This is a genomic window from Mesorhizobium sp. M0018 (assembly GCF_040323955.1).
In the GTDB taxonomy this organism is placed as follows: domain Bacteria; phylum Pseudomonadota; class Alphaproteobacteria; order Rhizobiales; family Rhizobiaceae; genus Mesorhizobium.
The window spans coordinates 86,790-111,675 of sequence record NZ_JAMYVL010000023.1; the positions used below are offsets into that span (position 1 = coordinate 86,790).

At 58.3% G+C, this 24,886-nt stretch carries 23 protein-coding genes and 4 pseudogenes; 3 read left to right on the top strand and 24 right to left on the bottom strand.

All coding sequences use genetic code 11. From position 1 onward, the window contains the following. The first annotated feature begins 344 nt into the window (after positions 1-344). Together NKJ81_RS26225 and NKJ81_RS26230 are read left to right on the top strand one after the other, a co-directional pair. Positions 345-1,448: an ATP-grasp domain-containing protein gene (locus tag NKJ81_RS26225; RefSeq protein ID WP_352542168.1), complete on the top strand. Its 1,104-nt coding sequence runs from the start codon at positions 345-347 to the stop codon at positions 1,446-1,448. 36 nt (positions 1,449-1,484) lie between these two features. After that, positions 1,485-2,198 (top strand): aspartate/glutamate racemase family protein, encoded by a 714-nt coding sequence (locus NKJ81_RS26230; RefSeq protein ID WP_352542169.1) that lies wholly within the window; start codon positions 1,485-1,487, stop codon positions 2,196-2,198. A gap of 219 nt (positions 2,199-2,417) precedes the next feature. Here the strand turns inward: NKJ81_RS26230 and NKJ81_RS32725 are convergent. From NKJ81_RS32725 to NKJ81_RS26245, 3 genes and pseudogenes are all read right to left on the bottom strand, one after another. After that, positions 2,418-2,504: pseudogene (locus tag NKJ81_RS32725) on the bottom strand (transposase); the annotation flags it as partial. Between the two features lie 817 nt (positions 2,505-3,321). Beyond that, positions 3,322-3,540: pseudogene (locus tag NKJ81_RS26240) on the bottom strand (helix-turn-helix transcriptional regulator). A gap of 209 nt (positions 3,541-3,749) precedes the next feature. Further along, positions 3,750-3,989, bottom strand: a complete 240-nt coding sequence (locus NKJ81_RS26245) for a helix-turn-helix domain-containing protein (protein WP_352542170.1) — start codon at positions 3,987-3,989, stop codon at positions 3,750-3,752. A 124-nt stretch (positions 3,990-4,113) separates the two neighbouring features. Here NKJ81_RS26245 and NKJ81_RS26250 point away from each other — a divergent pair, with 124 nt between their 5' ends. After that, positions 4,114-4,389 carry a DNA -binding domain-containing protein gene (locus NKJ81_RS26250; protein WP_502904333.1) on the top strand — a complete coding sequence of 92 codons (276 nt, stop codon included), beginning with the start codon at positions 4,114-4,116 and terminating at the stop codon, positions 4,387-4,389. A 12-nt stretch (positions 4,390-4,401) separates the two neighbouring features. On the opposite strand, the gene NKJ81_RS26255 is transcribed toward NKJ81_RS26250, so the two are convergent. From NKJ81_RS26255 to NKJ81_RS26360, 21 genes and pseudogenes are all read right to left on the bottom strand, one after another. After that, positions 4,402-4,869, bottom strand: coding sequence for a DNA -binding domain-containing protein (locus tag NKJ81_RS26255; RefSeq protein ID WP_352542171.1), 468 nt, complete (start codon positions 4,867-4,869; stop codon positions 4,402-4,404). Between the two features lie 85 nt (positions 4,870-4,954). Then, complete coding sequence (locus NKJ81_RS26260) at positions 4,955-5,212, bottom strand: transcriptional regulator domain-containing protein (protein WP_352542172.1); 258 nt, start codon at positions 5,210-5,212, stop codon at positions 4,955-4,957. A 34-nt stretch (positions 5,213-5,246) separates the two neighbouring features. Then, the gene (locus tag NKJ81_RS26265; RefSeq protein WP_352542173.1) at positions 5,247-5,873 is read right to left on the bottom strand and encodes an acyl-homoserine-lactone synthase; all 627 of its coding nucleotides are present in this window, start codon (positions 5,871-5,873) and stop codon (positions 5,247-5,249) included. 91 nt (positions 5,874-5,964) lie between these two features. Next, positions 5,965-6,693, bottom strand: a complete 729-nt coding sequence (locus tag NKJ81_RS26270; protein WP_352542174.1) for a LuxR family transcriptional regulator — start codon at positions 6,691-6,693, stop codon at positions 5,965-5,967. A 491-nt stretch (positions 6,694-7,184) separates the two neighbouring features. Continuing rightward, on the bottom strand, positions 7,185-8,591 hold the full coding sequence (locus NKJ81_RS26275; protein WP_352542175.1) for an aminotransferase: 1,407 nt from the start codon (positions 8,589-8,591) through the stop codon (positions 7,185-7,187). 159 nt (positions 8,592-8,750) lie between these two features. Beyond that, a complete protein-coding gene (locus tag NKJ81_RS26280) occupies positions 8,751-9,248 on the bottom strand; it encodes an Lrp/AsnC family transcriptional regulator (RefSeq protein WP_352542176.1) in 498 nt (165 codons plus the stop codon). Between the two features lie 473 nt (positions 9,249-9,721). After that, complete coding sequence (locus NKJ81_RS26285; RefSeq protein WP_352542177.1) at positions 9,722-11,266, bottom strand: fumarate hydratase; 1,545 nt, start codon at positions 11,264-11,266, stop codon at positions 9,722-9,724. Positions 11,267-11,272: 6 nt separating this feature from the next. Beyond that, a complete protein-coding gene (locus tag NKJ81_RS26290) occupies positions 11,273-12,706 on the bottom strand; it encodes an NAD-dependent succinate-semialdehyde dehydrogenase (RefSeq protein ID WP_352542178.1) in 1,434 nt (477 codons plus the stop codon). 202 nt (positions 12,707-12,908) lie between these two features. Then, the gene (locus NKJ81_RS26295) at positions 12,909-13,835 is read right to left on the bottom strand and encodes a LysR family transcriptional regulator (protein WP_352542197.1); all 927 of its coding nucleotides are present in this window, start codon (positions 13,833-13,835) and stop codon (positions 12,909-12,911) included. Positions 13,836-13,965: 130 nt separating this feature from the next. Then, positions 13,966-14,868, bottom strand: a complete 903-nt coding sequence (locus NKJ81_RS26300) for an HpcH/HpaI aldolase/citrate lyase family protein (protein WP_352542179.1) — start codon at positions 14,866-14,868, stop codon at positions 13,966-13,968. Positions 14,869-15,004: 136 nt separating this feature from the next. Next, positions 15,005-16,156, bottom strand: coding sequence for a CaiB/BaiF CoA transferase family protein (locus NKJ81_RS26305; RefSeq protein ID WP_352542180.1), 1,152 nt, complete (start codon positions 16,154-16,156; stop codon positions 15,005-15,007). A 15-nt stretch (positions 16,157-16,171) separates the two neighbouring features. Beyond that, positions 16,172-17,425 carry a methylaspartate ammonia-lyase gene (locus NKJ81_RS26310; RefSeq protein WP_352542181.1) on the bottom strand — a complete coding sequence of 418 codons (1,254 nt, stop codon included), beginning with the start codon at positions 17,423-17,425 and terminating at the stop codon, positions 16,172-16,174. Positions 17,426-17,860: 435 nt separating this feature from the next. After that, positions 17,861-18,076, bottom strand: coding sequence for a hypothetical protein (locus tag NKJ81_RS26315; RefSeq protein WP_352542202.1), 216 nt, complete (start codon positions 18,074-18,076; stop codon positions 17,861-17,863). Positions 18,077-18,170: 94 nt separating this feature from the next. Beyond that, positions 18,171-18,299: pseudogene (locus NKJ81_RS26320) on the bottom strand (hypothetical protein); the annotation flags it as partial. A 173-nt stretch (positions 18,300-18,472) separates the two neighbouring features. After that, the gene (locus NKJ81_RS26325; RefSeq protein ID WP_352542182.1) at positions 18,473-19,531 is read right to left on the bottom strand and encodes a dipeptidase; all 1,059 of its coding nucleotides are present in this window, start codon (positions 19,529-19,531) and stop codon (positions 18,473-18,475) included. A gap of 168 nt (positions 19,532-19,699) precedes the next feature. Further along, positions 19,700-20,384: pseudogene (locus NKJ81_RS32730) on the bottom strand (CapA family protein); the annotation flags it as partial. A 70-nt stretch (positions 20,385-20,454) separates the two neighbouring features. Next, on the bottom strand, positions 20,455-21,495 hold the full coding sequence (locus tag NKJ81_RS26340) for an ABC transporter ATP-binding protein (protein ID WP_352542199.1): 1,041 nt from the start codon (positions 21,493-21,495) through the stop codon (positions 20,455-20,457). Continuing rightward, positions 21,492-22,499 carry an ABC transporter ATP-binding protein gene (locus tag NKJ81_RS26345; protein ID WP_352542184.1) on the bottom strand — a complete coding sequence of 336 codons (1,008 nt, stop codon included), beginning with the start codon at positions 22,497-22,499 and terminating at the stop codon, positions 21,492-21,494. Before NKJ81_RS26345 ends, NKJ81_RS26340 begins: the two co-directional genes overlap by 4 nt. A gap of 1 nt (position 22,500) precedes the next feature. Next, positions 22,501-23,382, bottom strand: coding sequence for an ABC transporter permease (locus NKJ81_RS26350; RefSeq protein WP_352542185.1), 882 nt, complete (start codon positions 23,380-23,382; stop codon positions 22,501-22,503). 1 nt (position 23,383) lies between these two features. Beyond that, positions 23,384-24,325, bottom strand: a complete 942-nt coding sequence (locus NKJ81_RS26355; protein WP_352542200.1) for an ABC transporter permease — start codon at positions 24,323-24,325, stop codon at positions 23,384-23,386. Further along, a partial coding sequence (locus NKJ81_RS26360; RefSeq protein ID WP_352542186.1) for an ABC transporter substrate-binding protein occupies positions 24,325-24,886 on the bottom strand: 562 nt, incomplete at its 5' end. The genes NKJ81_RS26355 and NKJ81_RS26360, both read right to left, overlap by 1 nt.

Consider the following 24,886-nt stretch of genomic DNA (forward strand, 5'->3'; position numbering starts at 1 on the left):
GGGGAGCACTCCAGGTCAGCAGCCCCAAATCAGCCCGAACAAGTAAGACCGAAGATACCGCCGTGCATCAGGTCGTGCCCTATGCCGCCCCCGCCTGAGGAATGTCAGTGACTGGAAGCGTCCGGCCCACTTTATTCAGATATCTGGACTACGCGCTTGGATCGCAGCGCACCTACTGGCCGACCTGCCGCGAAATACCGGCGCCACTATCCATGCTTTGCGCTGACGGCCTCAAGTTCAAGAAGTGCTGCAATCGCATCGCCGTCAAGCTGCCAGATCAGGTAGCTCCTGGCATGTTCCAAAATAGTTTATGGGTTTTCCAGCGACGAGAACGGAGCGGATAAATGTCCCTTAGCGTTTCATTTCTATTCGGAGGATTATCGACGGAGTACGACGCATCGATTTCCTCGCTATCCAATATTATTTCTGCATACCTGTCTATCGCCGAAAATGAGCGCCCCTTTACCATCGCATGCATGTATCACCTTAGCCGCGATGACGGGCTCGTACGCATAATAGATTTCCACGATCAATTTACTTCGGCAGACCTGAGGGCCCGTATTTCCAGTCCAGACGTTGGCTCCGGGCACAGCATACATGTCGCATTAGACTTAATCGCATCTCGAAACCAATACGTCGTGAACTTGCTACACGGACAGTTTGGCGAAGACGGGGGCATACAGACACTCGCAGCGCTTTGGGGTTTGAGCGGAACGTTTGGCGACCCCCACGCTGCGTCACTGACCATGAACAAGTTCGCACTCTCCACGGTCGTTTGCTCGCTATTTCCTAACGACTTGGTGAGGATGCCAAAGACAACGCTTGTGAAGGCCGACTTTATCGACGATGCAATTCAATTTGCAAAGTCAGTTCAAGGCTCGATTGTCGTCAAACCAAATTCGCTTGGGGCGTCCCTTTTTGCGAAGCGATTTCGCGACCCCGCGGTGTCGGAGTCGGACATTGCCAGTCTCCTTCGTACCATATTTAGATATGATAGCGCTGCTCTAATTCAAGAATTTATTGATGGCGACGAGTATTCTTGCGGTTGCCTGGTGAGCTCATCCGCCACTATACCTCTTCCAGTCGTTAGAATCGAGACAAGCGAACAATTTTTCGGTCATCACGAAAAACACTATCCCGGCCAGGCAGATAAACATTTAGTTGATTGCGACAACGATATTGCAAGACGGCTACAATCGATAGCAGTATCAATATCTTCTACCATCCCTCTATATAATATGGGCCGTTTCGACTTCATGGTATCGCCAGACAACCAAATCTATTTCTTAGAGTGCAACTATATTCCCGGTCTAATGAAAAATAGTATTTACCCAAAGATGCTTATCGGCCACGGCATGACCGTGATTGACCTAATTTCATGGACTTCATCGAAGTCCAGCCAATTTCGCAGAAAAGATCACCATTTGAGTTTCGATACGTATGACTAGGTTTCTTTGCCACGTAGAGGACAGGAGGCAGGAATAATGGTTAACATCAAAAGTAAAAATCCTTTACGAATCGGTCTTGTCGGCGGGGTAAGTTGGACCTCAACGGCTGAGTACTATCGTCGCCTCCACTTGACTTTTGCTGGTTCTGAACACCCGGGAATTGTTTTAGTGGATTTAAATTTCAAGCAGGTACTTGAAGCACAAGAGCTAAATCTGGTCGATAGAGAGCTCGAGCTAGTTAGCGATGGAATTAGTCGTACGGTGAACGCGGGCGGCGAGATTATATTGGTGTGCTCGAATACGACGAGCCGCACATTAAAATCGATTGGCCGTAACTTGGCGTGCAACATCGTTAATGTGATTGATTGTGTTTCCGAATACATAAATCGCAACCATTTCAAGGAGTGCCTTCTTGTTGGGACAAGATATACAATGGAACGAGATTTCTATCGCTCAGCGCTACTTGGTCAAGGCAGAGTTATACGCACACCAGAAGAAGAAGATCGAATAATAATTCACGATATGATATACAACGAACTTTGTATGGGCAAACTGCACAACAAATCAGTAAAGTTGTTTACTGATATGCTCTACTCGTACACGTCGACGTTTCCTAACCTTGACAGCATTATATTGGGATGCACTGAATTATCGTTGTTAGGTATAAAGAAACGTCTTAATCAATGCGTGGTGATCGACACGATCTCTACTCACATTGAACGTGCCGTGCAATTGGCATCGGGAACGTAAGAGACCATTGGAACGATGAGAGACTGAATCCCCAGAGACGGCCAGTTAGTTACCACTTACGGTTGGATTAAAGAAGGCAGCTCGAAAGGTTGCCTTTTTGTTTTCTGCAGTGAATGCACTACCGCCTAAAAGGCCATGGCGTCGCGTTACGGCTTAAAGCCGGATCGTCCGCCATCTTGCCGGACAAGCGCTTACTCTGGCAGGCTCGCCTGGTCGGTGGAGACTGACCGCGACCTGGCGGTTGTTCTGCTTGCCAAGTTGGCGGCAATACTGCCGGGCCGCACCGACCGAATACTTCCCCTTCTCGTTCCCGATGAACTCGCGATCGGCGAGCAGCATCCCGATTGAGGCGACGCCGAAGATCGCCAGATAGCGCTCCATCAGCGTCATGCGATGTCCACAAGATGGGGATGCGAACACGACGCGCCGCGATGCATAGAACCAGCAGATTGACGTCCTTGACGCCTGGCTTCCAGTTGGTCCGGTCAAGGCACAGCTGGAAGGGTGGGCGCAGATTCAACAGCGCCAGCAGCGTGCGCGCCAACCAGTCTCCGTCGAGCCGAACGATCTGAAAGAAGTGCTGAAGGCGCCGATAATTCGACTTCAGCTGAGCCGGACCGCGGAAATGACCGGCAATATGACATCAGGTTCACCGTGCGCCCGCAAACAAGGCCAAGAACGAGAACCACTAGCGTCTCAAGCCGGCGATTGCTCAGAGGAACATGGCGCGATAGCGTCGAAGGGAGAGTGTCGGGACGGCACGGCATTCGGAAGATCCTTCTTTGGCGAGATGAATCCTTCATTCCAGCTGATTCCCGACCTTTCAGCCACCACTGTCGTGTAGTGTGCGCAGCGCCCCATCTGCTAAGATACGCTCGAGCAGCGGTTCGATCTGCACATTCTTTGGCGGCGATCAGCCCATATACTGTCGGATAGTTGCGGATGGCCATTGGCGAGTGGCGTGCGATTGCGGATTGCGCAGGTCAACCAGCAGCAATGCCGGCTGGTTGTCGTCTGTCTTGACCGGTATGAAGCGGCGCATCGTCGGAATTCTACGCCCCCGCATGCGGGATCGGGGTGCGCCGTCATCTTGATCGAAAAAGACCCGGTCTCTGCGAAATTCTCAGGCCTGTTTGTCGGGCCGCACGAGTTCCATGTGCTCACGCCGAGGGCTTATGCCAACTCGTAGATTGTGACGATCGTCGGATTTCTGCGGCCTTTCTCCAAACCGCTTATGTACTGCTGACTGAAGCCGGAGATCTCGTCAAGCTGCTCCTGCGTCAGATGGTTCTCCTGCCTGAACCACTGCACATTCCCCTCTGACCAACTGGCGCATGTCCATCCGCCTAAGTCAGCGGGTTAGGCATCTTGAGTTTATCAACTATAATATCTATTCCACACTGGAGGTCTCAATCCGCCAGCAGGCGGCTGCGCGGAACCGATTTTTCGGAGATAGGACAGGGTGTTACCTCTGAACCGAATGCGCAGATCGCGGACGAGGCCCTGTTGAGGGCTTTTGTTGAGCAATCCAAGCGCAACACCAACTACAGGTCACGAGCAGCGACGCATTTGTGCCAGAAGCTCGCAAGGATCGATATCGAGAGCCTCGGTAACGTCGAGAAACTCAATTACGTCCAGCCGACGTTCACCACCCTCGTACTTGGCCACGAAGGATTGTGGGCGGCCCAGCATATCAGCAACCTGGGTCTGGGTGACCCCTTTGGTTTTGCGCGCCGCAATCAGCCGTTGTAGCAGCCTGCGCTGGCGAGCTGATCGAAGGGATTTCGGCATCAGACGAACCGGCCAAGAAGGAACCGGCTCATGGACTAATCCCAGTTTCGGATTATCCCATTTTAGGATATTGTGCCGTCAAGATCTGCGCGGGTGCGGGATAGGTCTTACGGCGAGACATGAAATGGTAGACAGATTGCTCAAACCTGCTGTTGCCGACGAGGTCCCATGGGCGGAGAGCCTGACGGCTTACGACGATGAGCACTTTACGATTTATTTGAAGCTCTTAGACGCATGCGCCGGCAATGCAAGCGAAGAAGAGATGGCCCAGGCGATATTGGGCATCGATCCAGTGCAAGAGCCAGCTCGCGCCCAAAAGGCGGTTCGCAGCCATCTCGCGCGCGCCCACTGGCTGGTGATCGCGGGGTACAAAGAGCTGTTCTCTGGCCAAGAGGCCTGATGGTGACGATGGCTATAGAAGAAACCGCTTATAACCACCGTTCATAAGCGAGCGCCCGCGTCTGACTGCACGACGGACGCTGTCACGAAGATGGTCACCGGGATCGGCCCAGTCGCGTTCGACGCGGAGTCTACCGAAGAGGGCGAGGCCGATCTCGCGGTGTGGCGCGCCAGCGATGGAGCCGTCGAGCGCACGCAAGACTCGGCGCAACCGCGCGCGACGGGGCTCGGTCGGAAAGAATCCCGATTGCAGCCTGCCGGTCGAACGGAGGCTGTTCAGACATTCCAGCGCGTTCAGGCGTTGCTTCAGCTCCTCTGGCGACCAGAGGACGGAGGAAGTCAATCGCACAGGTTCGAGGAGGCTGACGCCTGAAGCAGCCAACTGGAAGCTCCTGCCATTGTCCTCAACAAGGACGTGCTGATGCCCATCCTGCGTGACGAGTATGGAGATGCGGCAGGAGCGAGCGGCGAGATCGAGCACGTCGACCCCGCACGGCCGCGCCGCCATTTCGGCAGCAACCGGCAAAACATGCGGACATTGCCAGGGGCACCAAAAGACGCTCGCATCAGTTCCTTTCGAGCTTGCAAAAAAGAAGGCCCCACCGCGAGAGATCAACAGTGTTCGACGGCAGGCTGATAATATCCACGGACCGGGCGTTCGTGCGTTCGGCACCGCGCAGCGCGTTCGCCAGATCCTTCTGGAAGTCCGGATTGCGCCTGAGGAATTCCCAGGCCCAGCCTCGGCTGGTCAGCCGCTCGACATAGCCATAGTCACCATCATCTTGCCTGTCCGGCCAGGCAGGGCCAGGTATTATTTCGTCCATTGCATCGTTTCCAAGAAAAGGTTGGATTCCAGGCTCAGGCGATCTTCATGACCGGTGTCCACATTACCGGACCCTTGAGTCCGCCATTGCGATGGAGGGCTTCCAAGCTCTCTGTTGAGACGTCGAGATATCCGGCAACGGCGCGCGTGTTGCCTATTGTTTGCGGATCAGACAGCCGTTCGAGTGGCCAGCCGGCGCGACGCAAGATCCGCTCTATGCGCAGATCCGTTACGGTAACGATGCTGCGCAGACCACGTGACAACCCAAACTCGACCATCCCGGCAAACAGCTCGTAGGTGCCAATAGCGATGCCCGCCTGTTTCGGCGCGGAAGGCGGCAGATCAAGCGCAAAACGGCTGCTTTCCCAAACCCGCGGATCTTCCGGCGCCGAACGGTCTGCAAGGAGAGCGCAGAAGCTGTCGCGCAGCATCGTCGGTCCGGTGGTCGGCAACAGGCGCACGCAACCGTCGATGCGCCCGGTGGGCGCACGCACCAACAGGTAGTGGGGACGAAGCGCGTCGAACGGATCGACCTCATAGCCGCCGCTGAACGAAACGTCCCAATCAAGTCGATCCCTGAAGACGCGATACCGCAAGCGGTGCATCTGCTCGAGCTCGTCGCTGAACTCAGCGTAGCAATCCGGCGTGATCAACTGCATCATGATGGCCTTTCTCCCTCGCATGGATAACACCTGCGATTGAAGGTAAAGGCCGGAGTTGATACAACCTGTGCATGTGCCTAGGTTTCGGAGATCAGGTGAAGAGAGATGGCCTGGATAGTGCAAGCCGAACGGCTGCCTGAATAGCCGTCTTCACGCCAAGCTTGTTCCTGGCGTTATCCCGATGATAGGCTGCGGTGTGCCGACTGATTCCCAAGATGCGGCCGATCTCCCACGCCGTCTTTCCGCGAGCCGCCCACTTCAGACACTCGATTTCCCTTCGCGATAGGGCAACGCCATCCACGATCCTGCCGTCGGCCAACTTGCGACAGGCATGAAGATGGAAGAAGACCGCGATGAGCTGCAGCACGCGGTCATATCGGTCAATCAGGCGGAAGAACAGTGGTCGCCTTTCATCCGAGGCGAAGGTCAGTGCTGCAAACGTACCGGTGCTGTCATGGATCGGGATCGTGAAGCCGCAGTGAATGCCAAATTGCGTCGCCTCATCCATCAATTGTCGCTGCTGCGTCGACAGTTCGAGATCAGCACCGTGCGCATCCCAGTTGAATGGTTCCTGACCACCACGCGCCTGATGGATAACCGGGTCAATCTTTTCATACCGACTGTGAAGGTAGTGAGATATCCAGGATTGAGGGTAGGTGGAAATCAGGCGCACCTTGCGGCCCTTGCCAGGCGACGGGAAAAGATAGGCAAAAGACGGCAAATCGAGCGAAGAGGCAATCTCGCCCAGAGCGTTGCGCAGGTCCGTCGCGTCAGCGCTGTCTGCGATCTGCTCTACAAATCTATGAAAAGCGTCTTGCATAGCTAAACTGCAGTGAGTTCTCGCCCCTCACATACGAGCCAAGACGGGCCGGCCAAAGCGCAACCATTCAGAGTAGAAGGCCCGGCCGGAGACTGAGCTCCGTGCCGGGCCTGTGCGCCTTGGGAGGGCGATATGTGCTCGTGACAGTTGTCCTCTTGGGTGGTTTGCACTTCAGGGTCGGGGTGTCTGTTTGCAGGCTGTTGAGGCTGCCTCCCTGGAAGAGCTCAGGCTCACGGTAGATTGCGGTCTGCGCTCTGTGAGAGTCTCACCTCTACAATTCTGCAGCAGCCCTACGACGCCGTCTCGGACGCCAAGGCGGCACTGTGCTTTTGGACTGGGGTGCATTCCGGCACCGGCTCGGACAGCCTCCGCGCAAGTTGCCTTTGAGAGCGAAGAGCGTGGCTTTGCGCGCACCAACTCATGACGCCACTGGGCTCCCGGAGGTGATATCCTGGTCGATGCGAGTGGGAGGCGTCATCGGTTACGTCAGATCATATCGCGCCTTCCGCCTTCAGCGCGCGATAGGTCGTATCGACTGATTTCGCGGTTGCGTCGACGATGATGTCGATCTCTTTTCGGGTAATGATCAGAGGTGGGGCGAAGCCGAGGATATCGCCATGCGGCATCGCGCGGCCTATGACACCATTTTCAAACAGAGCAGCGGCGGCGCGCACGCCGACCTGAAGTCCGGGCTCGAATGGCACCCGTTCTTTAGGATCCAGCATCAGCTCCACGGCGCACAGGATGCCGACGCCGCGAACCTCGCCAACAATGGGATGTCCCTCGAGTTCGGCTTTCATGCGGGCCTGCCAGTACGGTCCGACATCCCGAACATGTTCCAAAATGTTTCTTTCCTTTATCAATTTAATATTGGCAAGCGCGGCCGCCGCGCAAAGCGTGTGACCGGAATATGTCCAGCCATGGCCGAGCGGGCCGTGCTTTTCCGTTCCTTGTTCCAACACCGACCAGACGCGGTCACCGATAATTGACCCGGAGATGGGCAGGTAGGCTGAACTCAAGCCCTTGGCGATCGTTACGAAATCCGGACGCATGCCATAGAGATGGGAACCGAATTTCTCACCGGTTCGCGCGAACCCGCAGACCACTTCATCGGCGATAAGAAGGATATCGTACTTGTCAAGCACCCTCTGAATCGCGGTCCAGTATCCCTTCGGGGGCGGAACGATGCCGCCGGTCCCAAGTACCGGCTCTCCGATGAAAGCTGCAACCGTTTCCGGGCCTTCAGCCAGGATAAGGGCCTCAAGTTCGTTGGCACAGCGCCTGGAGAACGCTTCCTCACTTTCACCATCATGCGCCTGCCGGTAATGGTGCGGCGTCGTCGTATGGCGCACCAAATTCAGAGGCAGGTCGAAGAAATCGTGAAAGAAGGGCAGGCCTGTCAGGCTACCAGTGACAAGTCCGGACCCATGATATCCGCGATTCCGCGAGATGATCTTCTTCTTTTCAGGGCGGCCGAGGATGTTGTTGTAGTACCAGACCAGCTTGATGTTGGTTTCGTTGGCGTCAGAGCCGGAAAGACCGAAATAGATCCTTCGCATGTTCTGGCCAAAGTATTGGACGACCGCCTCCGCCAAGAGGGCAACCGGCGCCGTGCCCTGGCTGGCATAGACATGCGCGAACGGCAGTTCATGTGCTTGCCTGGCAATGGCGTCGGCTATCTCGGTGCAGCCATAGCCCATATTGACGCAATAGAGCCCGCCAAAACCATCGAGGCTTTTTCGGCCTTCAGTATCCCAGATGTAGACGCCTTCTGCGGCGGCCATAATCCGGTTTGGCGTCTCGCCACGGCTGTGCTTGGCTAAGTGCGTGGACGGATGAAAGACGAAGCTTCGATCCTTCTCCCGGAGTTGCTCGGTTCCCAGATTGCTCACGCTCATCGTTCCTCTCCTCGCGATTAGTCGGCGGAGGACACTCAGCCGACTCCCTAGCAGTCAGCATACCGGCAAACAGCTGACGAATTTCGCGGGAATACACGTCTCTTGCCGACGAATTCGCGGAATCGGCACTGATCGCCGGGGAAATCACGGCTTCGGAGTTTATCTTAGCCTCAGGGCGGACAAGGGGATCGGTGAATTGGATTTCACTGGTTTTGTCACGACAAGGCTGTAGTATTGATCGATACCCAAGCCTGCCTGCAGCAGTCCCTCCATGAAATCCTGATACGCAGCCATAGAAGGAGTTGAAACGCGCATCAGATAATCGATCCGCCCCCCGATAGCCCAGCAGTCAAGGATTTCCGGGAAGTCTTGGATCGCAGCCTCGAAGTGTCGTTGATCCTCGAGACGGTGGCGATCCAACACCACCTCGACCATCACAAAAACAATGCCCCCGACGAGGGCTGGACTTAATCGCGCATAGAACCCCTCAATGATCCCTGCGGCTTGAAGCACACGGAGCCGCTCCGAACAGGCCGAAGCGGAAAGGTGAACACGCTTTGCGAGCTCGCTTTTCGAAATCCGGCCGTCTGACTGAATCTCTGAGAGAATCCGGACGTCCCAAGCGTCTAGTCGCACAGGGTCGGGTTTCGACTTCATGACCTTTGCTCTCAAGCCGTGGTCGACAGCGCAATCAGTGCCAACCAATTCTGTCATTAATTCAAGTGATCGAATGTAGTGGACGGCCCATTCTCGGCCCGCAATGCGCCAGATGGTTCGAACCATGGAAAGGCTGTAGAAGCATTAGGCTATCCCCCCGTATAACGGGGATGATGCATCTGGAGAGGTATAGTCGCCTTTCGGCGGCGACCTCGTCGTAAATAGATAACGCACTTTTGAATTTCCGCTGCTTTACCTGATTGCCACCCTCGACAGCACCCGAGCATCGATCGCGCGGACGGCATGGTCGAGGCAGTGTCTACATCGGCGCGTTTGGCTTCGAATGAATTGAAGGCCTTTCTTCTTTGGCTCGCCGAGGGGCCTGGGCACCGCAAATGCCGCTCGTGTTACCGCTACGGCTCCTGGCCCGATGTCGCGACATGGAGTCTGGCCGGATCGCCCAGCCGGAAGACTCAAACGCCGATGTTGCGTGCGATGCTGTCGGCCGCCATGCGCTTACGCCACTCAAGAGGCCCGGAATTGTGAATAGAATTTCCCTCAACATCGACAGCCATGATGACCGGCATGTCATGCACCTCGAATTCATAGATGGCTTCCATGCCCAGGTCTTCAAAGGCAACCAGCCGCGCCGCTTTGATCGATTTTGAAATCAGGTACGCAGCGCCGCCCACTGCGACGAGATAGGGCGTTTTGTGTCTGACAATCGACTCGATGGCCACTGGACCCCTCTCCGCTTTGCCGACCATCGCATATAGCCCGGTCTCCGCGAGTATCTTTTCAGTAAAACCATCCATGCGGCTGGAGGTCGTCGGGCCAGCCGGTCCGACGACCTCATCCCTCACCGCGCTGACTGGTCCGACGTAGTAGATCACGCGTCCCCGCAGGTCGACCGGGAGCGGCTTGCCGGCATCGATCAGATCGACCATTCGCTGGTGGGCGGCGTCACGACCCGTCAGCATCTTTCCGGACAAAAGAAGGGTTTCCCCGCAGCGCCACGATGCCGTCTCTTCCTTCGTGAGCGCATCGAGATTGACCCGACGGACGCCGGTCGTGTGCAAATCCTCATGACCGATCTGAGGCCATTCTGAAAGGTCGGGCGGCTCAAGCCCGATGGGTCCCGAGCCGTCCAAGGTAAACTTCAAGTGCCGGTTGGCGGCGCATTGCGGAATGAGCGCCACGGGCTTTGATGCCGCATGAGTAGGAAAAGTCCCAACCTTGACGTCAACGACTGTCGTTAGGCCACCAAGGCCCTGGGCGCCGATGCCGAGCGCGTTAATTCGCTCATAAAGCTCAATCCGCAGTTCCTCTTCCGCATTTGAAGACCCCCTGGAAAGCAGTTCCGAAATGTCTATGGGCTCGTTCATGGCCTCCTTCGCCAGCAGCATCGCCTTTTCAGCGCTACCACCGATCCCGACCGAGATCAGGCCGGGCGGGCACCATCCGCTGCCAAGGGTCGAAACAGTATCGACCACCCAGTCGGCAACGGACGCGCTGGGATTCAGGGTTGTGAAACGCGCCTTGTTTTCCGACCCGCCGCCTTTTGCGGCGATCGTGATCTCAATCTGGTTGCCGGCCACGAGGTCGATGTGGATGACCGCCGGCGTGTTGTCACGCGTGTTGACCCGCCCGGCGAGCGGATCGGCAACGATCGATGCCCGAAGGGGGTTGTCCGGGTCGAGATATGCCCGACGGACGCCCTCATTCACGAGGTCAGCGAAACTGGCCGTTGATCTGATGCGGGCGTCCATGCCGACCTTTGCGAAGACCACCACGAGGCCGGTGTCCTGGCAGATCGGGCGCCGCCCGAAGGCCGCCATGCGAGAGTTCAGCAGAATCTGCCCGATGGCGTTCTTAGCCGCCGGGCTCTGTTCGCGCGCGTATGACTGCGAAAGGTACCGGATATAGTCGGGCGGATGGTAGTACGAGATGTACTGAAGGGCGTCGGCGACGCTCTTTGTGATATCCTTGCCGGCAATGGTCCGTGTTTTCTTATTCACGAAATCTCATCCGAATGACCCGAACCCGTTGACCAGTTTCAGGTTCTGGAAGCTCCGAAAACCCTGTTCGCCGCCCTCATATCCATAGCCGCTCTGTTTGACGCCTCCATACGGTGCATCTGCGGAAACCCCTTTCAGGTAATTTGCACTGAGGGCGCCTGCCGAAAGACCGCGAATCAGCGCCTGTTTCGTATCGGCGGCGCCGGTGAAGAAGTAGGCGGCCAGGCCATACTCGGTGGCGTTGGCTTCTTCGATCGCCTCCTCGACGGTGTCGAACGGCGCCACGGTGAGGATCGGCCCGAACGGCTCGTCATGAAGCACTTTCGCATCCTTTGGCACCCTTGTCAGGATGGTTGGTGGCCAGTAAAAACCGGGCTGGTCGAGGCGGGTGCCCCCGGTTTCGATGCGGGCACCGCGATCGACCGCATCCATGACCAGACGCTGCATGGCCTCGATTCGTCGCGCGTTTGCCATTGGGCCCATCTCCGTCGCCGGGTCGCCCGGTGGGCCGATCTTGATCTTGCGGGCAGCTTCCGTCATCCGGGACAGGAATTCCTCATAGAGAGGCCGCGCGACGAGAATTCTGCTGGGCGCATTACAGCTTTGGCCCGCGCACTCGAACTTGTATTCCGAAATTGCCGGTATGGCTTTTGCTAGGTCGGCATCCTCGCATACAACGACCGGGGAGTGCCCACCGAGTTCAAGAATGCACCGCTGCAAGTTGTTCGCGGCGAGCTTGGCGAGCTGTTTTCCAACCTCGGTAGAGCCCGTGAAAGTTAGAACCTTGACGATCGGCGAGCTGAGTAAGTGCCGGGATATTTGCACCGGAACGCCAAAGACGAGATTGACCACGCCGTCCGGGATACCCGCTTGTCGCAAGGCTTCGACGAAATGGACAGCCGCGCTTGGTGTCTCTTCAGCCCCTTTTAGGATCACCGGGCAGCCTGCCGCCAAAGCAGGGGCGAGCTTGCGGGCGATGAGAACGGCCGGGTAGTTCCAAGGCGTAAAGGCAGCAACGACTCCAAGGGGCTCCGGGACGATCATCCGGTTCGGGCCCATCGGAATAGGGGCCGACAGCTCTTCGGCGTGGGTGCCGTTCCACTCCAGTGTTTCGACAGCGCGCGCATATTCACCTGTCGCTTCGGCAATTGTCTTTCCGTGTTCGGCCGACAGGTCGCTGGCTGCCGCTCCAAGCTTCGCTGCCAAGATCCTGGCGGCTGCTACGAGGATCTCGCCACGATATTTTGCAGGCCGTGCGGACCAAGCCTTGCGGCTCCGCTCTGCCGAAGTAAGGGCCTCATCCAGGTCCGGCGCTGAAGCCGCGGCCACCGAGCCAAATACCTTCTCTGTCGCCGGGTTGATCACCGGCAGAGTAGTTCCGTCACTTCCGGCTCGCCACCTGCCATTGATGAAAAGCTGATAGCTCGTGGCGTAGGACATCGCATGCTCCGCTTGACTGAATTCCTGCCAGTGCGAGGGCAGCCGATATCCGGACCTAGGCTCGCTTCTCTGCAGTTTCATCGCGATCGTCACGCCCGGTCAAATATGGAATCTCGACCAAAACCATCTCGAATACAGATTGATACGGCTCAGGCAGTCGCGGAGGAGCAATAGCACCTGGAACTTGGTTTGAAGGATGTGCCTAAGCCCGGTCCGGAGCCGTGGCCGACCAGTGCCTGCTCTCGATCAATGTCCTGACGACCTTGAGGATCAGCTTGCGGACCGCAGAAACGGCTGGAGAGCGCTCATCTTTCGGGTTGACGGCAAGCACAACGGAACGGGTGATCACTGGATCAATGATTTTAACGGTCCGGACTTGGCCTTGAGACGCCTCTTTCTGAATGGCTGATGGGGTAAGAATAGAATACGCCTTTCCTTCCATGACCATATTGATGATCGTAGAAAGGGAGTCGACTTCGAATCTTACGTCGAGCACACAACCGTGTTGCGCAACGACATCAGCCACCGAACGCCTGACATTGTTATTGCGCATCGGAACCGCCAGCGGAAACGCATGCAGGTCGGCGAGCGGTATCGAATCTTTGAAAGGCGGTTCACCCGGAGGCACCACCAGGCAAAACTCTTCGCGGGCCAGCACCGTCATTTGCCCCACGCTCTCCGCAGTGCGGTACAGGACTGCCAGATTGAAGCGGCCAGCAGCCATCCACTCCTCCAGCGGTCCAGTCATGCCCTCGATCATCTTAAGTGAGATCCTCGGCAATTCGCTTCTCATCGATTCAAGCAGGGGACCGCTAAGGACGCGAGCGGCTCCGGACGGAATGCCAATAGTCACCTCTCCGGAAGGAGCAGCCACCGAGTTGGTCAGTTCCGCCTCAGTGAGCTGAATTTCCTTAAGGATACTCCGACCGCGCTCAAGCAATTTTGCTCCGGACACGGTGACGCTGACGCCGGTCCTGTCTCGTACTAGCAGCTGGGTGCCGAATCCTTCCTCCAGTTGACGCACATGCAGGCTTAGAGCGCTTTGAGCAATATTGAGGATCGCAGCCGCCTTTGTGAAACTGCCGGCTTCAACGACGCCGACAAAGTATCTTAGCTGTCTGATGTCCACAATGACTAAATCCAACCGGGGCATGATCCCAAGTGCCTCTTATATATCTCGAAACGAGATGGCAGGCAAGACAAACCATCGGGCCATGTCTCGAAACCCAGCGCCTGTCCGGCCACTGATTAAAGGCAGGTCAGTTATTGCTGGCGAGAGCCAGGATCTCGTGGGCGCGCCGAACTACTGGCGGATCAACCATCTTACCATTAAGCGAGAATGCAGACAGTCCACGCGTGGCGGCATCGTTATCCGCAGCGACGACGCTACGGGCCCACTCGAGTTCCCCTGCGCTTGGCGAGAAAGCCTCATTGAATATGGCTACCTGTGTCGGATGGATCGCCAAAGCTCCGGCAAAGCCAAGCCGCCGCGCATGCGCTGCGGCTTCACAAAGTTTATGGGTGTCCGAGAACTCGCCGATGCTTCCAACAAAGCCCAGAGGGAGCAATCCGGCCGCACGGGCGGCAAAGAGAACGGAAAGGTTCGGCGTCAAGAGAAGGTCGAATTCCGGGGCGCCGCCAACAGCGGCAGTGAAGTCTTCTGGACCAAGCGCCATTGCAACCATCCTGGGATGCGCCGACGCAATGGCCGCGAGGTTTTGCAAGGCGCCCGGCGTCTCAATCTGGGCAAGGAACCGGATGCGTCCCAGCGGAAGATTTCTTTCTCGTTCAAGTTCTGAAACCGCATTCGCGATTTCCAAAACCCACTCTGCCGAATCCGTCTTGGGAAGAACAAGTGCGTCAACACCCGCCATCACGGCTGCATCGAGATCAGCCGCCAAGGCACGCAAACCGCGATTCACGCGGACCAAAACAGCTGCGCCCTTGCGCGCCACCTTTGCCACGGCTTCTGGAAGCTGCCGCCGTGCTCCGCCCTTCTGATCCTGGGGAACGGAATCCTCCAGGTCGAGTATGACGCCATCTGCCCCGCGCTCATGGGCATCCTCCACAAAGCGCGGAACGTGAGCGGGCACGAAGAGCAGGGATCTCCAGCGGGGTACAGACATCGCGTTTTCAGTGGCCGGAAAGGTGTGCTTGATCATGAAGTCGCCTCTGCGGTCGATTTTTGCGAGGGCGCTGGCATTGAGCTTGTTGGGCGGTCGATGTGCTGAGGTGACCCGAAGTGTGCACGCTTTCTATAAACCGCGAGCGCGCTCACCTTATCGACAAGATGCGGGCTCACGCTGACGCGGCTCTTTCGCGCAAACGCCCCAGAACCTCTTCGCGGACAGCCTCTGTGTGGGCGCCAAGAGCCGGAACTGGGCGTAACGACGGCCGCTCGGAGTTGAAGATCGCCGCCGGCGCTATCGTGTCTACAACTCCTTCAGGTGTGCCAACCTCAACCCTGCGAACGTGTGGATGTTTTGAAACATCGGCCACTTCATTTAGTCGGCCATACGCCAGACCGGCCGCCTCAAGCTCAAGCATTGCTTCGAGGCAGGACAGTTCGGAAAATCGCCTTTCAATGATCTCATCAAGTTGCGCACGGTGACCGAGGCGCCCCATGTTATCAGCAAAACCAGATGCGCGTGTAAGCGCCGGCTGCTTCAGGAATTTCTCGCAGAAATTCACCCATTCGCGGTCATTCTGAACCGAAAAGATGACCTCTTTGCCATCGGCACAACCATAGGCGCCATACGGCGCCAGCGACGGGTGTTTCACGCCCGCGCGTACCGTGTGATAGCCGCTGTAGTCGTGTTGCAGAACCGGAACATTCATCCAGTCGGCGACGGCATCGAACAGTGACACCTGGATGCTGGTGCCTTCGCCGGTGACCTCGCGGTGATACAGGGCCTGGAGAATGGCGCTATGCGCGGTCATGCCCGCCGAGATGTCGCAAACCGAGACCCCTACACGCGCGGGCCCTTGTTGGTTGCCGGTGATCGCGCATAGACCTGTTTCGGCCTGGACGATGAGATCATAAGCCTTCAAGTGGGAATATGGCCCTTTCTCCCCGAAACCCGAGATGTCGCAGGTGATCAGCCGCGGATAACGTCGACGGAGATCAGCAGACCCGAAACCCAGTTTTTCGATACTGCCCGGCTTCAGATTCTGGATAAAGACGTCGGCATCGGCAATGAGCGTGTCGAGGACCTCGCGATCCATCTCAAGCCTCAGGTCCAGACAAACCGATTCCTTGCCCCGGTTAAGCCAGACGAAGTAAGCGCTCTGCCCCCGGACCAATTTGTCGTAGCTTCGGGCAAAGTCCCCTTCCGGCCGTTCGATCTTGATTACCCGGGCGCCGGCATCCGCAAGACGAGACGATGCGTAAGGCGCGGCGACGGCCTGCTCCACGGCTACGACAGTGATCCCCTCAAGAGAGTTCCGCATGCGACACCGTGCTTTTCATCCAACATTTTCGGCTTGAGCTCGACGACGGTTCAGCATCGCGAGCAATCGGTTCTGTTCATTCCCGACGACGGAAAATGCCTCGTCGACACCCATTCCGGGCTTTGCCAGCATCATGTCGGCCTGGGTCGCTACTGAAATGTGGACTGAAGCCTTGGCGGAAAGATCCGTCTCAGTACAGCTCCCCCCGACATATGCGCCTACTTTGTTCGCTTTGCAGATGAGAACGGCGCGCGCTGTGTCGGCAATTGAGCCGACATCGGGCGTCTTGATTTGAACGAGATGCGTGGCCTTTGCTTCGGCAAAGAGCCGAATATCTTCAAGCGTATTGCATCTCTCATCCACGACAATGCGCGCGCTGGAACCCCGGCTGTCCAAGATCGATACGATCTTGGCGTAGTTCTCAATTTGAGTTTGCGTCGAACCAAAATCCGCCGGGCACTCGATGTTGAGCATGAAATCCGAAACGGTATCGGCAACCTTGCAGATAAAGTCGGCGATGCGTTGCGGCTCCAGGCCGATTTCCTGGCCGATCCAGCCATACACATCGAAATGCAGCACCGGATGATACCCCGGCCGGCCGATCTGGCGCGTACGCGTTGCAACCCACTTCACGAACTCCATGAAGGTCTGGCCGTCGACGCCGAATTTGCTGCGCGAATTGATCAGGCCATGGGGGAGCACATCCACCGCTTTCAGGATCATCTTGTCGACGTTGATTTCGCGCGCGTCACCGCTCTGGCAGTAAATCGGGACCCTACGCATTGGCAGCGGTAGGTCAAATTCCCTGCATACGATCTCTGCCATCGTCGTACGGTGAAGATGGGCCGCTGCGCGAAGGAGCGCATGGCTGACGCCATACTCAATCGCGAGAGGTAATCGCTTGTGTTCGAAGGGCTCGAACACCTTCGCGCACGCGTCAAGATAGCGAGACGCATCGACATCGAGAAGCCGCGGCACCACCACCCGCGACGTCGAATCGGAGATTTGAATCGTGTCGAACAGCGGATCGCGTCCGCCAGCACCAGAGTACTGGACGTTCATCATGTCGCCCCAAACAACGGTCTCGTCGGTAAGAACGAGCCCGACGCTGAGCGAAGATGCTGGAATGCGAATTGACGTGAACCCGGGCGTTATCGGTTCGCCAACATAAATGAAGCCATCCTGGATTGCGCCGGACCTAATGGCTTCCTGATCGTCATAGAAAAATGCGCCTGTGCCTGGCGCGAGAAGGACGTCTTTGATCTGCACTTCACTCGCTCAATTTTTTCGCCCTGCTTTGGCGGACGGTTGCAGTTTAATCTGCCTGCTGCCAAGTATGTCCACTTGGCAGCGAGTTCGCCAATATAATGTCCGGGACGGTGCCATCGCGTTTTCAGATGGCCGGCGCCTGTCGCCCCTTTTGCCAGACGCCGAGGGCTCTTTCCAGGTCGGCCGGCAACGGCGGCGCGAAATCCAGTTTCGAGGCCATCATCGGCGGCAGCGCGACCAGTGCGGCTCGCGCGTCGATCGTCGTCGATACGAGACGAACCCCTCCCGATCCGCGCTCTATCGTTCCGACGGTGTATTCAACCGCAGGCGGTCACCGAGATCGCAAGCCAGGTCATCCGCCAGCGAGTGCATGGTTTCGCGCACGAAATACTGCAGCTCCGACAACTTCGTTGGTGATGCGGCGATCATTGTTGATCAGGTGCCACAACGGCAGCTTTTCCATCGCCTCGCACCACGGCCCTCGATCATCGAACGAAAGGCCGCCTTAGCGTCGTCGGGATGGTTCTGGCGGTCGAGCCATGCGGCGACGGTCAAGCCGGCAATGGCCGGATCGTTGGGTGCGATCGCGTTCATGCGCTCCCGGATCGCCATCGAGGCGAGGTAGGTTCGCTCGGCTTCCTTCTCGCTCATCCCCAGCTGGGTGCCGAAATCGCCGTCGACATGGGGTCTCGACCAGCGTCATCAGCTCCGGCATGTCCTCGCACAGGAACTGGCCCCCGCTATCGACCCGCTCGCCAAGCCCGTTCAGCCTGGACTCGATCCGTCCGCCGACGCGGTCGCGCCCCTCGAGCAGTACGAAATCGTTCATGCGCGGCCTACAGGCCGGTGAAGCCTGCGCCGACCATGTCGACATCGTTTCGTTCGATCCCGCGCTTCGAGAGCCAGCCTTGATGTTCTCGACTCCGCGATCATCCGCGGCTTGAGCTCCGGAGCCGCCAGTCTTGTCGAGGAATTTCTCGAGATCATCAAAACCCTGCTCGATCGATGTACTGCCGGTCGCTAGCCAACATGCCGGCCGACATGCATTTAGCCAATGGTCTTTTCCAGCATGCTGATCCAGTTGCGATAGGCGATCTTTTCGATCAGCGCGCGGCCGAAGCCATGCGCGGCGAACGCATCAATCAGTTTCGGCAGGCCGGCGACATCGCCGATGGCGGACGGGATCATGGCGCCGTCGAAATCCGAGCCCAGCCCGACACCGTCCTCGCCCAGTGCCTGGAGCAGGGAATCGACATGGCGGACCATGATGTCGAGACCGGCGTTGGCGTTCATGTTGCCGTCTTCGCGCAGAAAGCCGGTAGCGAAGTTCAGCCCGACCATGCCGCCCGTTTCGCGAATCGCACCGAGCTGCCAGTCGGTGAGGTTGCGGGAATGACCACAGATTGCATGGACGTTGGAGTGGGTGGCGACCAGCGGCGTGTCGCTGATTGCAGCGACATCGCGGAAACCCTTCTCGTTGAGATGCGAGAGATCGATCATGATCTTCAGCTGGTTGCACTCCTTGACCAGCGCCTTGCCGGCATCGGTCAGGCCGGGTCCGGTATCAGGCGACGACGGAAAGCGGAACGGCACGCCATTGCCGAAAGCGTTCGGACGGCTCCAGACGATGCCGAGCGAGCGCAGGCCGGCTGCGTGCAGCACGTCGAGCATGGTGAGCTCCGGGTCGATCGCCTCGACGCCTTCGATGTGGAACACCGCCGCGATCGAGCCGCGCGCCATGGCATTCTTCACGTCGCCGGCATTGCGGCAGACGCTGAGCGCCGAAGCCCGTTCCAGCCTGAACAGGATCGAGGCCATGGCGATGGTGGAGGCGAGTGCATCGGCGCGGGGAAGCTCGGGCGCCAACGGTTCGTTGTCGCTAGGCTGCGGCGGCACCGCGCTGCGCTTGGGTTCCTCGACCGGCGTCGGCCAGATCGCGAACATGCCGCCGGCAAAGCCGCCCTTCTTCGCCCGCGGCAGGTCGATGTGGCTTCCCGGCAACCCCTCGATGAACAGCTTTTCGACATCCGCGTCTTTCGACCGATAAAGCTTGAGCAGGGTGTCGCTATGGCCGTCGAAGACGGGGATGAGATCGGGTTCGGTCATCAGGGGAGCCTTTCGGTTCAAGTGGCGGGGCGCGGAGACGGTCAGCCAGTCTGCAGGCGATACGTCTACTTAGGAAAGACGAGCGTCGGTCTTCTTCTCGTTGAATTCCACGGCAAGCGATTTGGCGGGCATTTGTTAGCTTCTCCTAGGAGGTTTAAATGCCACCCCAGCTACTACTACCCGGCTCGGATTCTGTACGCAGGCGATACTGTCAGGCAAGACATTGCGCACCCGCCTCAAGTTCGCCAGCTCTCCGCCGGGACCACGAAGTTCTTCGTGAAACGAAGCGCGTTTTAACTCCAGGTCTACCCGGCGCCTCCCCTGCGGGGTCGCAGGCACGGGACATAGGCTCGAACGTTGTGGTGAATGACATTAATGCGACACCGCCGCGAGCGGTGAGCAGCGCCGGCCTGCGCGAGATTCTCGCCGGCACCTGCATGGACGATCCCGTTGTCCTCAAGCGCCCGGCCCGTCTCGCGCACACCTTCGACGCCCCAGTCAAGCGTATGGCTATTCGCGCGACTAACCATATTGAAGCCCATCGCCTTCAAGTCAGGTCCGAGCTCGGGAGCGCTGATGCATACGCACCGCCGTACTCAGCCTGTGGACACCCTTGAGATCGAGCATCCAAAATGTTGGTGTCCAAGTTGCCGAAAGTGACATCGGCATCGTAAAAGATTTTCAGGACATCGGCCAAGCCGGGATATTGGCCTTTTGTCCCTGGCCGCGCCAAGAGAAGGTCTTTGACGGCCGCCATCGTGAAACCGTCTGCTACGTTTGTTTCGATCGAACCGACCCTATCAAAGCCACCATCCTGCTGGATCGCATGGTCACTATCTTTTTGAAAGTCCATATTATTTCCTACTTTCCAGTGTGTGTATTCAGCTGGTCCTATACTTGCGCCCTAATGCACTACGAACGGATCATCCGGCTGAGCCAACACGGGCGGACGAATGTTCGCCCAGCACAGCCCGTTGCACTGGAGTGTCTGTGGCCGGACTGCGCACGTGGCAGGCCACAACGCGCCCGTCTGCCATCGGCACCAATGGCGGCACTTCGATGCGACAACGCTCGACGGCGAGTTGGCAGCGCGGATGAAACGCGCACCCGCTCGGCGGATTGACCGGGCTTGGCACCTCGCCCTCGACGGGTACCTCCAGCCGAACTCGCGTCGGATCCGGGATTGGGGCTGCCGCGATCAGCGCCTCGGTGTAAGGGTGGACTGGCTTGGCAAAGAGCGCCTCGCTCGGGGCGAGTTCCACGATCCGCCCCAGGTACATGACGGCAACGCGATGCGCGATATGCTCCACAACGCCGAGGTCATGCGAGATGAAGACGAAGGCGATGCCCATCTGCTGCTGGAGATCGAGAAGCAGATTCAGAATCTGGGCCTGCACGGAGACGTCAAGGGCTGACACTGCTTCATCGGCGATGATGAGAGAGGGGTTGAGCGACAGGGCGCGCGCAATGCCGAGCCGCTGGCGCTGACCGCCCGACAATTCGGACGGGAGCCTGTGCATCATGTCAGGTGACATTCCGACTTTTCGGAGAAGGTCCGCAGCAAGTGCCTGGCGCTGCTTCCGGCTGAGGCGCTCGAAATTCTCGACTGGTTCGGTGATGATTTGTTCGGCGGTAAGGCGCGGATTTAGCGACGAGTAAGGATCCTGGAAGACCATCTGCATCCGCCGGCGCCAGGCCTGAAGCGCGTCCTTCTTGAGGCTCGCAATATCGGTCCCGTCGATCAGCACGCGCCCGCCCGTCGGCTCCACGAGCCGCATCAGAAGCCGCGCGACGGTGGACTTGCCGCAGCCGGATTCGCCGACGATGCACAGTGTCTCGCCGGCCTCAACGGAAAAGGATACATCCTCCACCGCCCGGATCACCGGAATTGTCTTCTTCAGGAATCCCGCACCGAGCGGATAATGCTTGGTCAGATTCTCGGCTTTCAGCAAAGGACCACTCATGCGCCCATCACCTCTTCGGCGCGCCAGCAAGCTGCGACGTGGGCCGAGCCGACATCACGCAGGGCGGGTGTCTTCTCGCGGCAAATATCGATGGCGAACGGGCAGCGAGGCGCAAAGCTGCAGCCCACAATGGGCTCGCGCAGACTTGGGACCATGCCGGGGATTTCCGGAAGGCGGCGCTGACGGCCTCGCCGCGGATCAGGCACCGATCGCATCAGGCCCTGGGTGTAGGGATGCGCGGGGCGCGCGAACAGATCGATTACGGTCGCCTGCTCAACGATCCGGCCAGCATACATGACAATCACGCGTTGGCATGTCTCGGCCACAACGCCAAGGTCATGCGTGATGAACATGACGGCCGTTCCCGTGCGCTCTTTCAGATCGACGATAAGCCGCAGGATCTGCGCCTGGATGGTAACGTCGAGCGCAGTGGTTGGCTCGTCGGCGATCAAAAGATCCGGTGAGCAGGCAAGAGCCATGGCGATCATGGCGCGCTGGCGCATGCCGCCCGACATTTCATGCGGATAGTTGCTGACGCGACGCTCGGGGTCCGCAATGCGGACGAGACGGAGCATCTCTTCTGCTTTCTTGATGGCCACGGAGCGGGAAGCTTTCGTGTGGATCTGCACCGCCTCGGCGATCTGGTGGCCGACCGTATAGACCGGGTTCAGACTCGTCATCGGCTCCTGGAAGATCATGGCGATCTGGTCGCCGCGGATCTGGCGCATCTCCCGATCAGACAACTCAAGTAGGTCGCGTCCGTGAAAGCGGACCTCACCGTTGACAGTCTTGGCGGAAAGCTTCGGCAGCAGGCGAAGGATCGAGAGGGCAGTGACGCTCTTCCCGCATCCGGATTCGCCGACGACACCAAGCGTTTCGCCTTTCTTCACCTGGAAACTGATGCCGCCAAGGGCGCGGGTGATGCTCTCTTCGCCGTAAAAATGCGTTTCCAGATTTCGGACGTCGAGAAGCACGTCGTTCCCTGCGGTTTGATGCATCTGCATGTTAGCGCCTCCGCTTGACGCGGGGATCGAACAGGTCGCGCAGGCCGTCCCCGAGCAGGTTGACGGCCAGGACCGTGACGGCAAGGCAGATGCCGGGCGCGAAGATCGTCATCGGAGCGATGGCGAGATACAGGCGCGAACTGGCGATCATGTTGCCCCAGCTGGGAATCTCCGGCGGCACGCCTACGCCGAGGAAACTCAACCCCGCTTCTGTCAGGATCGCGCTGGCGCAGACAGTAGCACCCTGGACCATCAGCGCAGGAATGGTACTCGGCAGGATATGCCGCCATAGCACCTTGGGCAGGCGCGCACCGCCGCAGAGCGCGGCTTCCACATAGGGACGCTCGCGAACACCCAGAACCACCGAACGAACTAGCCGCGCGACGGCTGGCGTCTCGGGGATCGCGATGGCGACGATGAGGATGCCGATGCCGGGGCCGGTCAGAGAAATGAGCGCAATCGCCAGCAGAATCGTCGGGATCGACATCAGGCCGTCCATGACCCGCATGACGATGTTGTCGAAGCTGCGGCTGTGGCCGGCGATAATGCCGATCAGGAGTCCGCTCGCAGCCGCGGTCGCTGCCGACAGCAATCCGACCATGAGCGAGATCCGCGCGCCGAAGATCGTTCGAGCAAACACGTCCCGGCCCAGATTGTCGCTCCCGAACCATATCTCGGCGGAAGGCGGCTGGAGACGCTTGAACGGATCCATGTTCACCGGATCGCCGGCGTAAAGCGGGGCGGCGATCGCCAGAATGATCAGGAGCACCAGGAGGCCGCCGCCGATCAGGACCAGCGGGTGCCGAATTGCCAGACGGGGAACATCGGATAGCTGCAGCCGACCCATCGGCACGGCTTCAACTGGTGCGGAGAGGAGGGTCATATCAGTACCGGATGCGGGGATCGATCAGCGTATAGGCAAGATCGACCGTGAGGTTGATAAGGACGTACAGACCCGAAGTCAGGATGAGCACGCTCTGAATGATGGGATAGTCGCGGTTGTTGATCGCATCCACGACCAGACGACCGATACCGGGTATATTGAACACCGTTTCCGTGAGGACGACCCCGCCGATCAGATAGGCGAAGCTGGTGCCGATAACGGTCAGGATCGGGACGCCGGCATTCTTCAACGCATGGTGGAAAAGCATGGCATAGGACGACGCGCCCTTGGCCGCGGCCGTTCGCATATAGTCTTCCGACAGGACCTCGAGCATGCTCGCCCGCGTAACCCGGGCGATGAATGCAATGTAGGCAAGACTAAGAGCCACGGTGGGAAGGATCAGGTGCACAAACCAAGGCCCGAGGCCACCATCAATCGGCACATATCCCTGGACCGGTAGCCAGAATGTCCTGATGGCGAAGAAGTATATGAGAAAATAGCCGATGACAAAGACTGGGACGGAATAACCAAGTGCCGAAAACGCCGCGAGGAGGCGGTCGACAAGCCCGCCAGTTCGCCACGCGGCGAGAATGCCGAAGGAGACCCCGACCATCACCGAAAGGATTATGGTCAGGATCGACAGGGAAAGGGTCGGTTCAAGCCGCTGCGAGATGAGCTCGAGGACCGGTCGCCCGGAAAAGATCGAGATGCCGAAATCGCCGCCGAGCATGTCCCGCCCCCAGCGCATGAACTGAACCGGCATAGAATCGTTCAGGCCCAGCTGTTCACGGATGCCAGCGATCATCTCCACCGTGGCTGACTTGCCGGCGATCATCGCCGCCGGGTCGCCCGGTGCGAGCCTAAGGAGCAGAAAGATGAACACTCCGACCATCGCCATGACGGCGATGGCCGAAACCAATCTGCGAAGGATGTACGCAGCCACTAAGCCGAGACCTTCTGCATGTTCCACATCGGAACGATCTGTGGCATGCCGATAAGGCCTGTGAGGGTCTTACGGCGCGCGATCGGTACGACGTGTTGACCTAAAGGAACCTGGGGCACATAGTCCCACCATATTCGCTGCATCTTGCGGGCCAGCGCCTTGCGCTCTTCGAGCGCTCCCACGTCTGCCCATTTAGTCCGAAGAGCTTCATATTGGTCGTTCTGCGGCCAGCCGCGCCAACCTTTTGCGCCCATCATGAGGGTGGGATCAGAGATTACAGTGCCGGTGATCGCTTCATCTTGGGTGGTTATGAACATGCTCCAGCCGCCGTTCTCAACGGGGTCCTTCTTCGCCAAGCGGGCGACAAGCCCGCCCCAGTCGCTCGGCGCAAGCTCGGCATTCACCCCAATCTTCCGCAGTGCGGTTGCTACAACCTGAGAGGCATTGCTTGCCTCCGTCCAGTCTGTGGACTGCAGGATGACGACTTTCTCGCCAGCATATCCCGCCTCCTTCAACAGCTGACTGGCCTTTTCCGGATCGCCGCCCTTTTTGAACCATCCC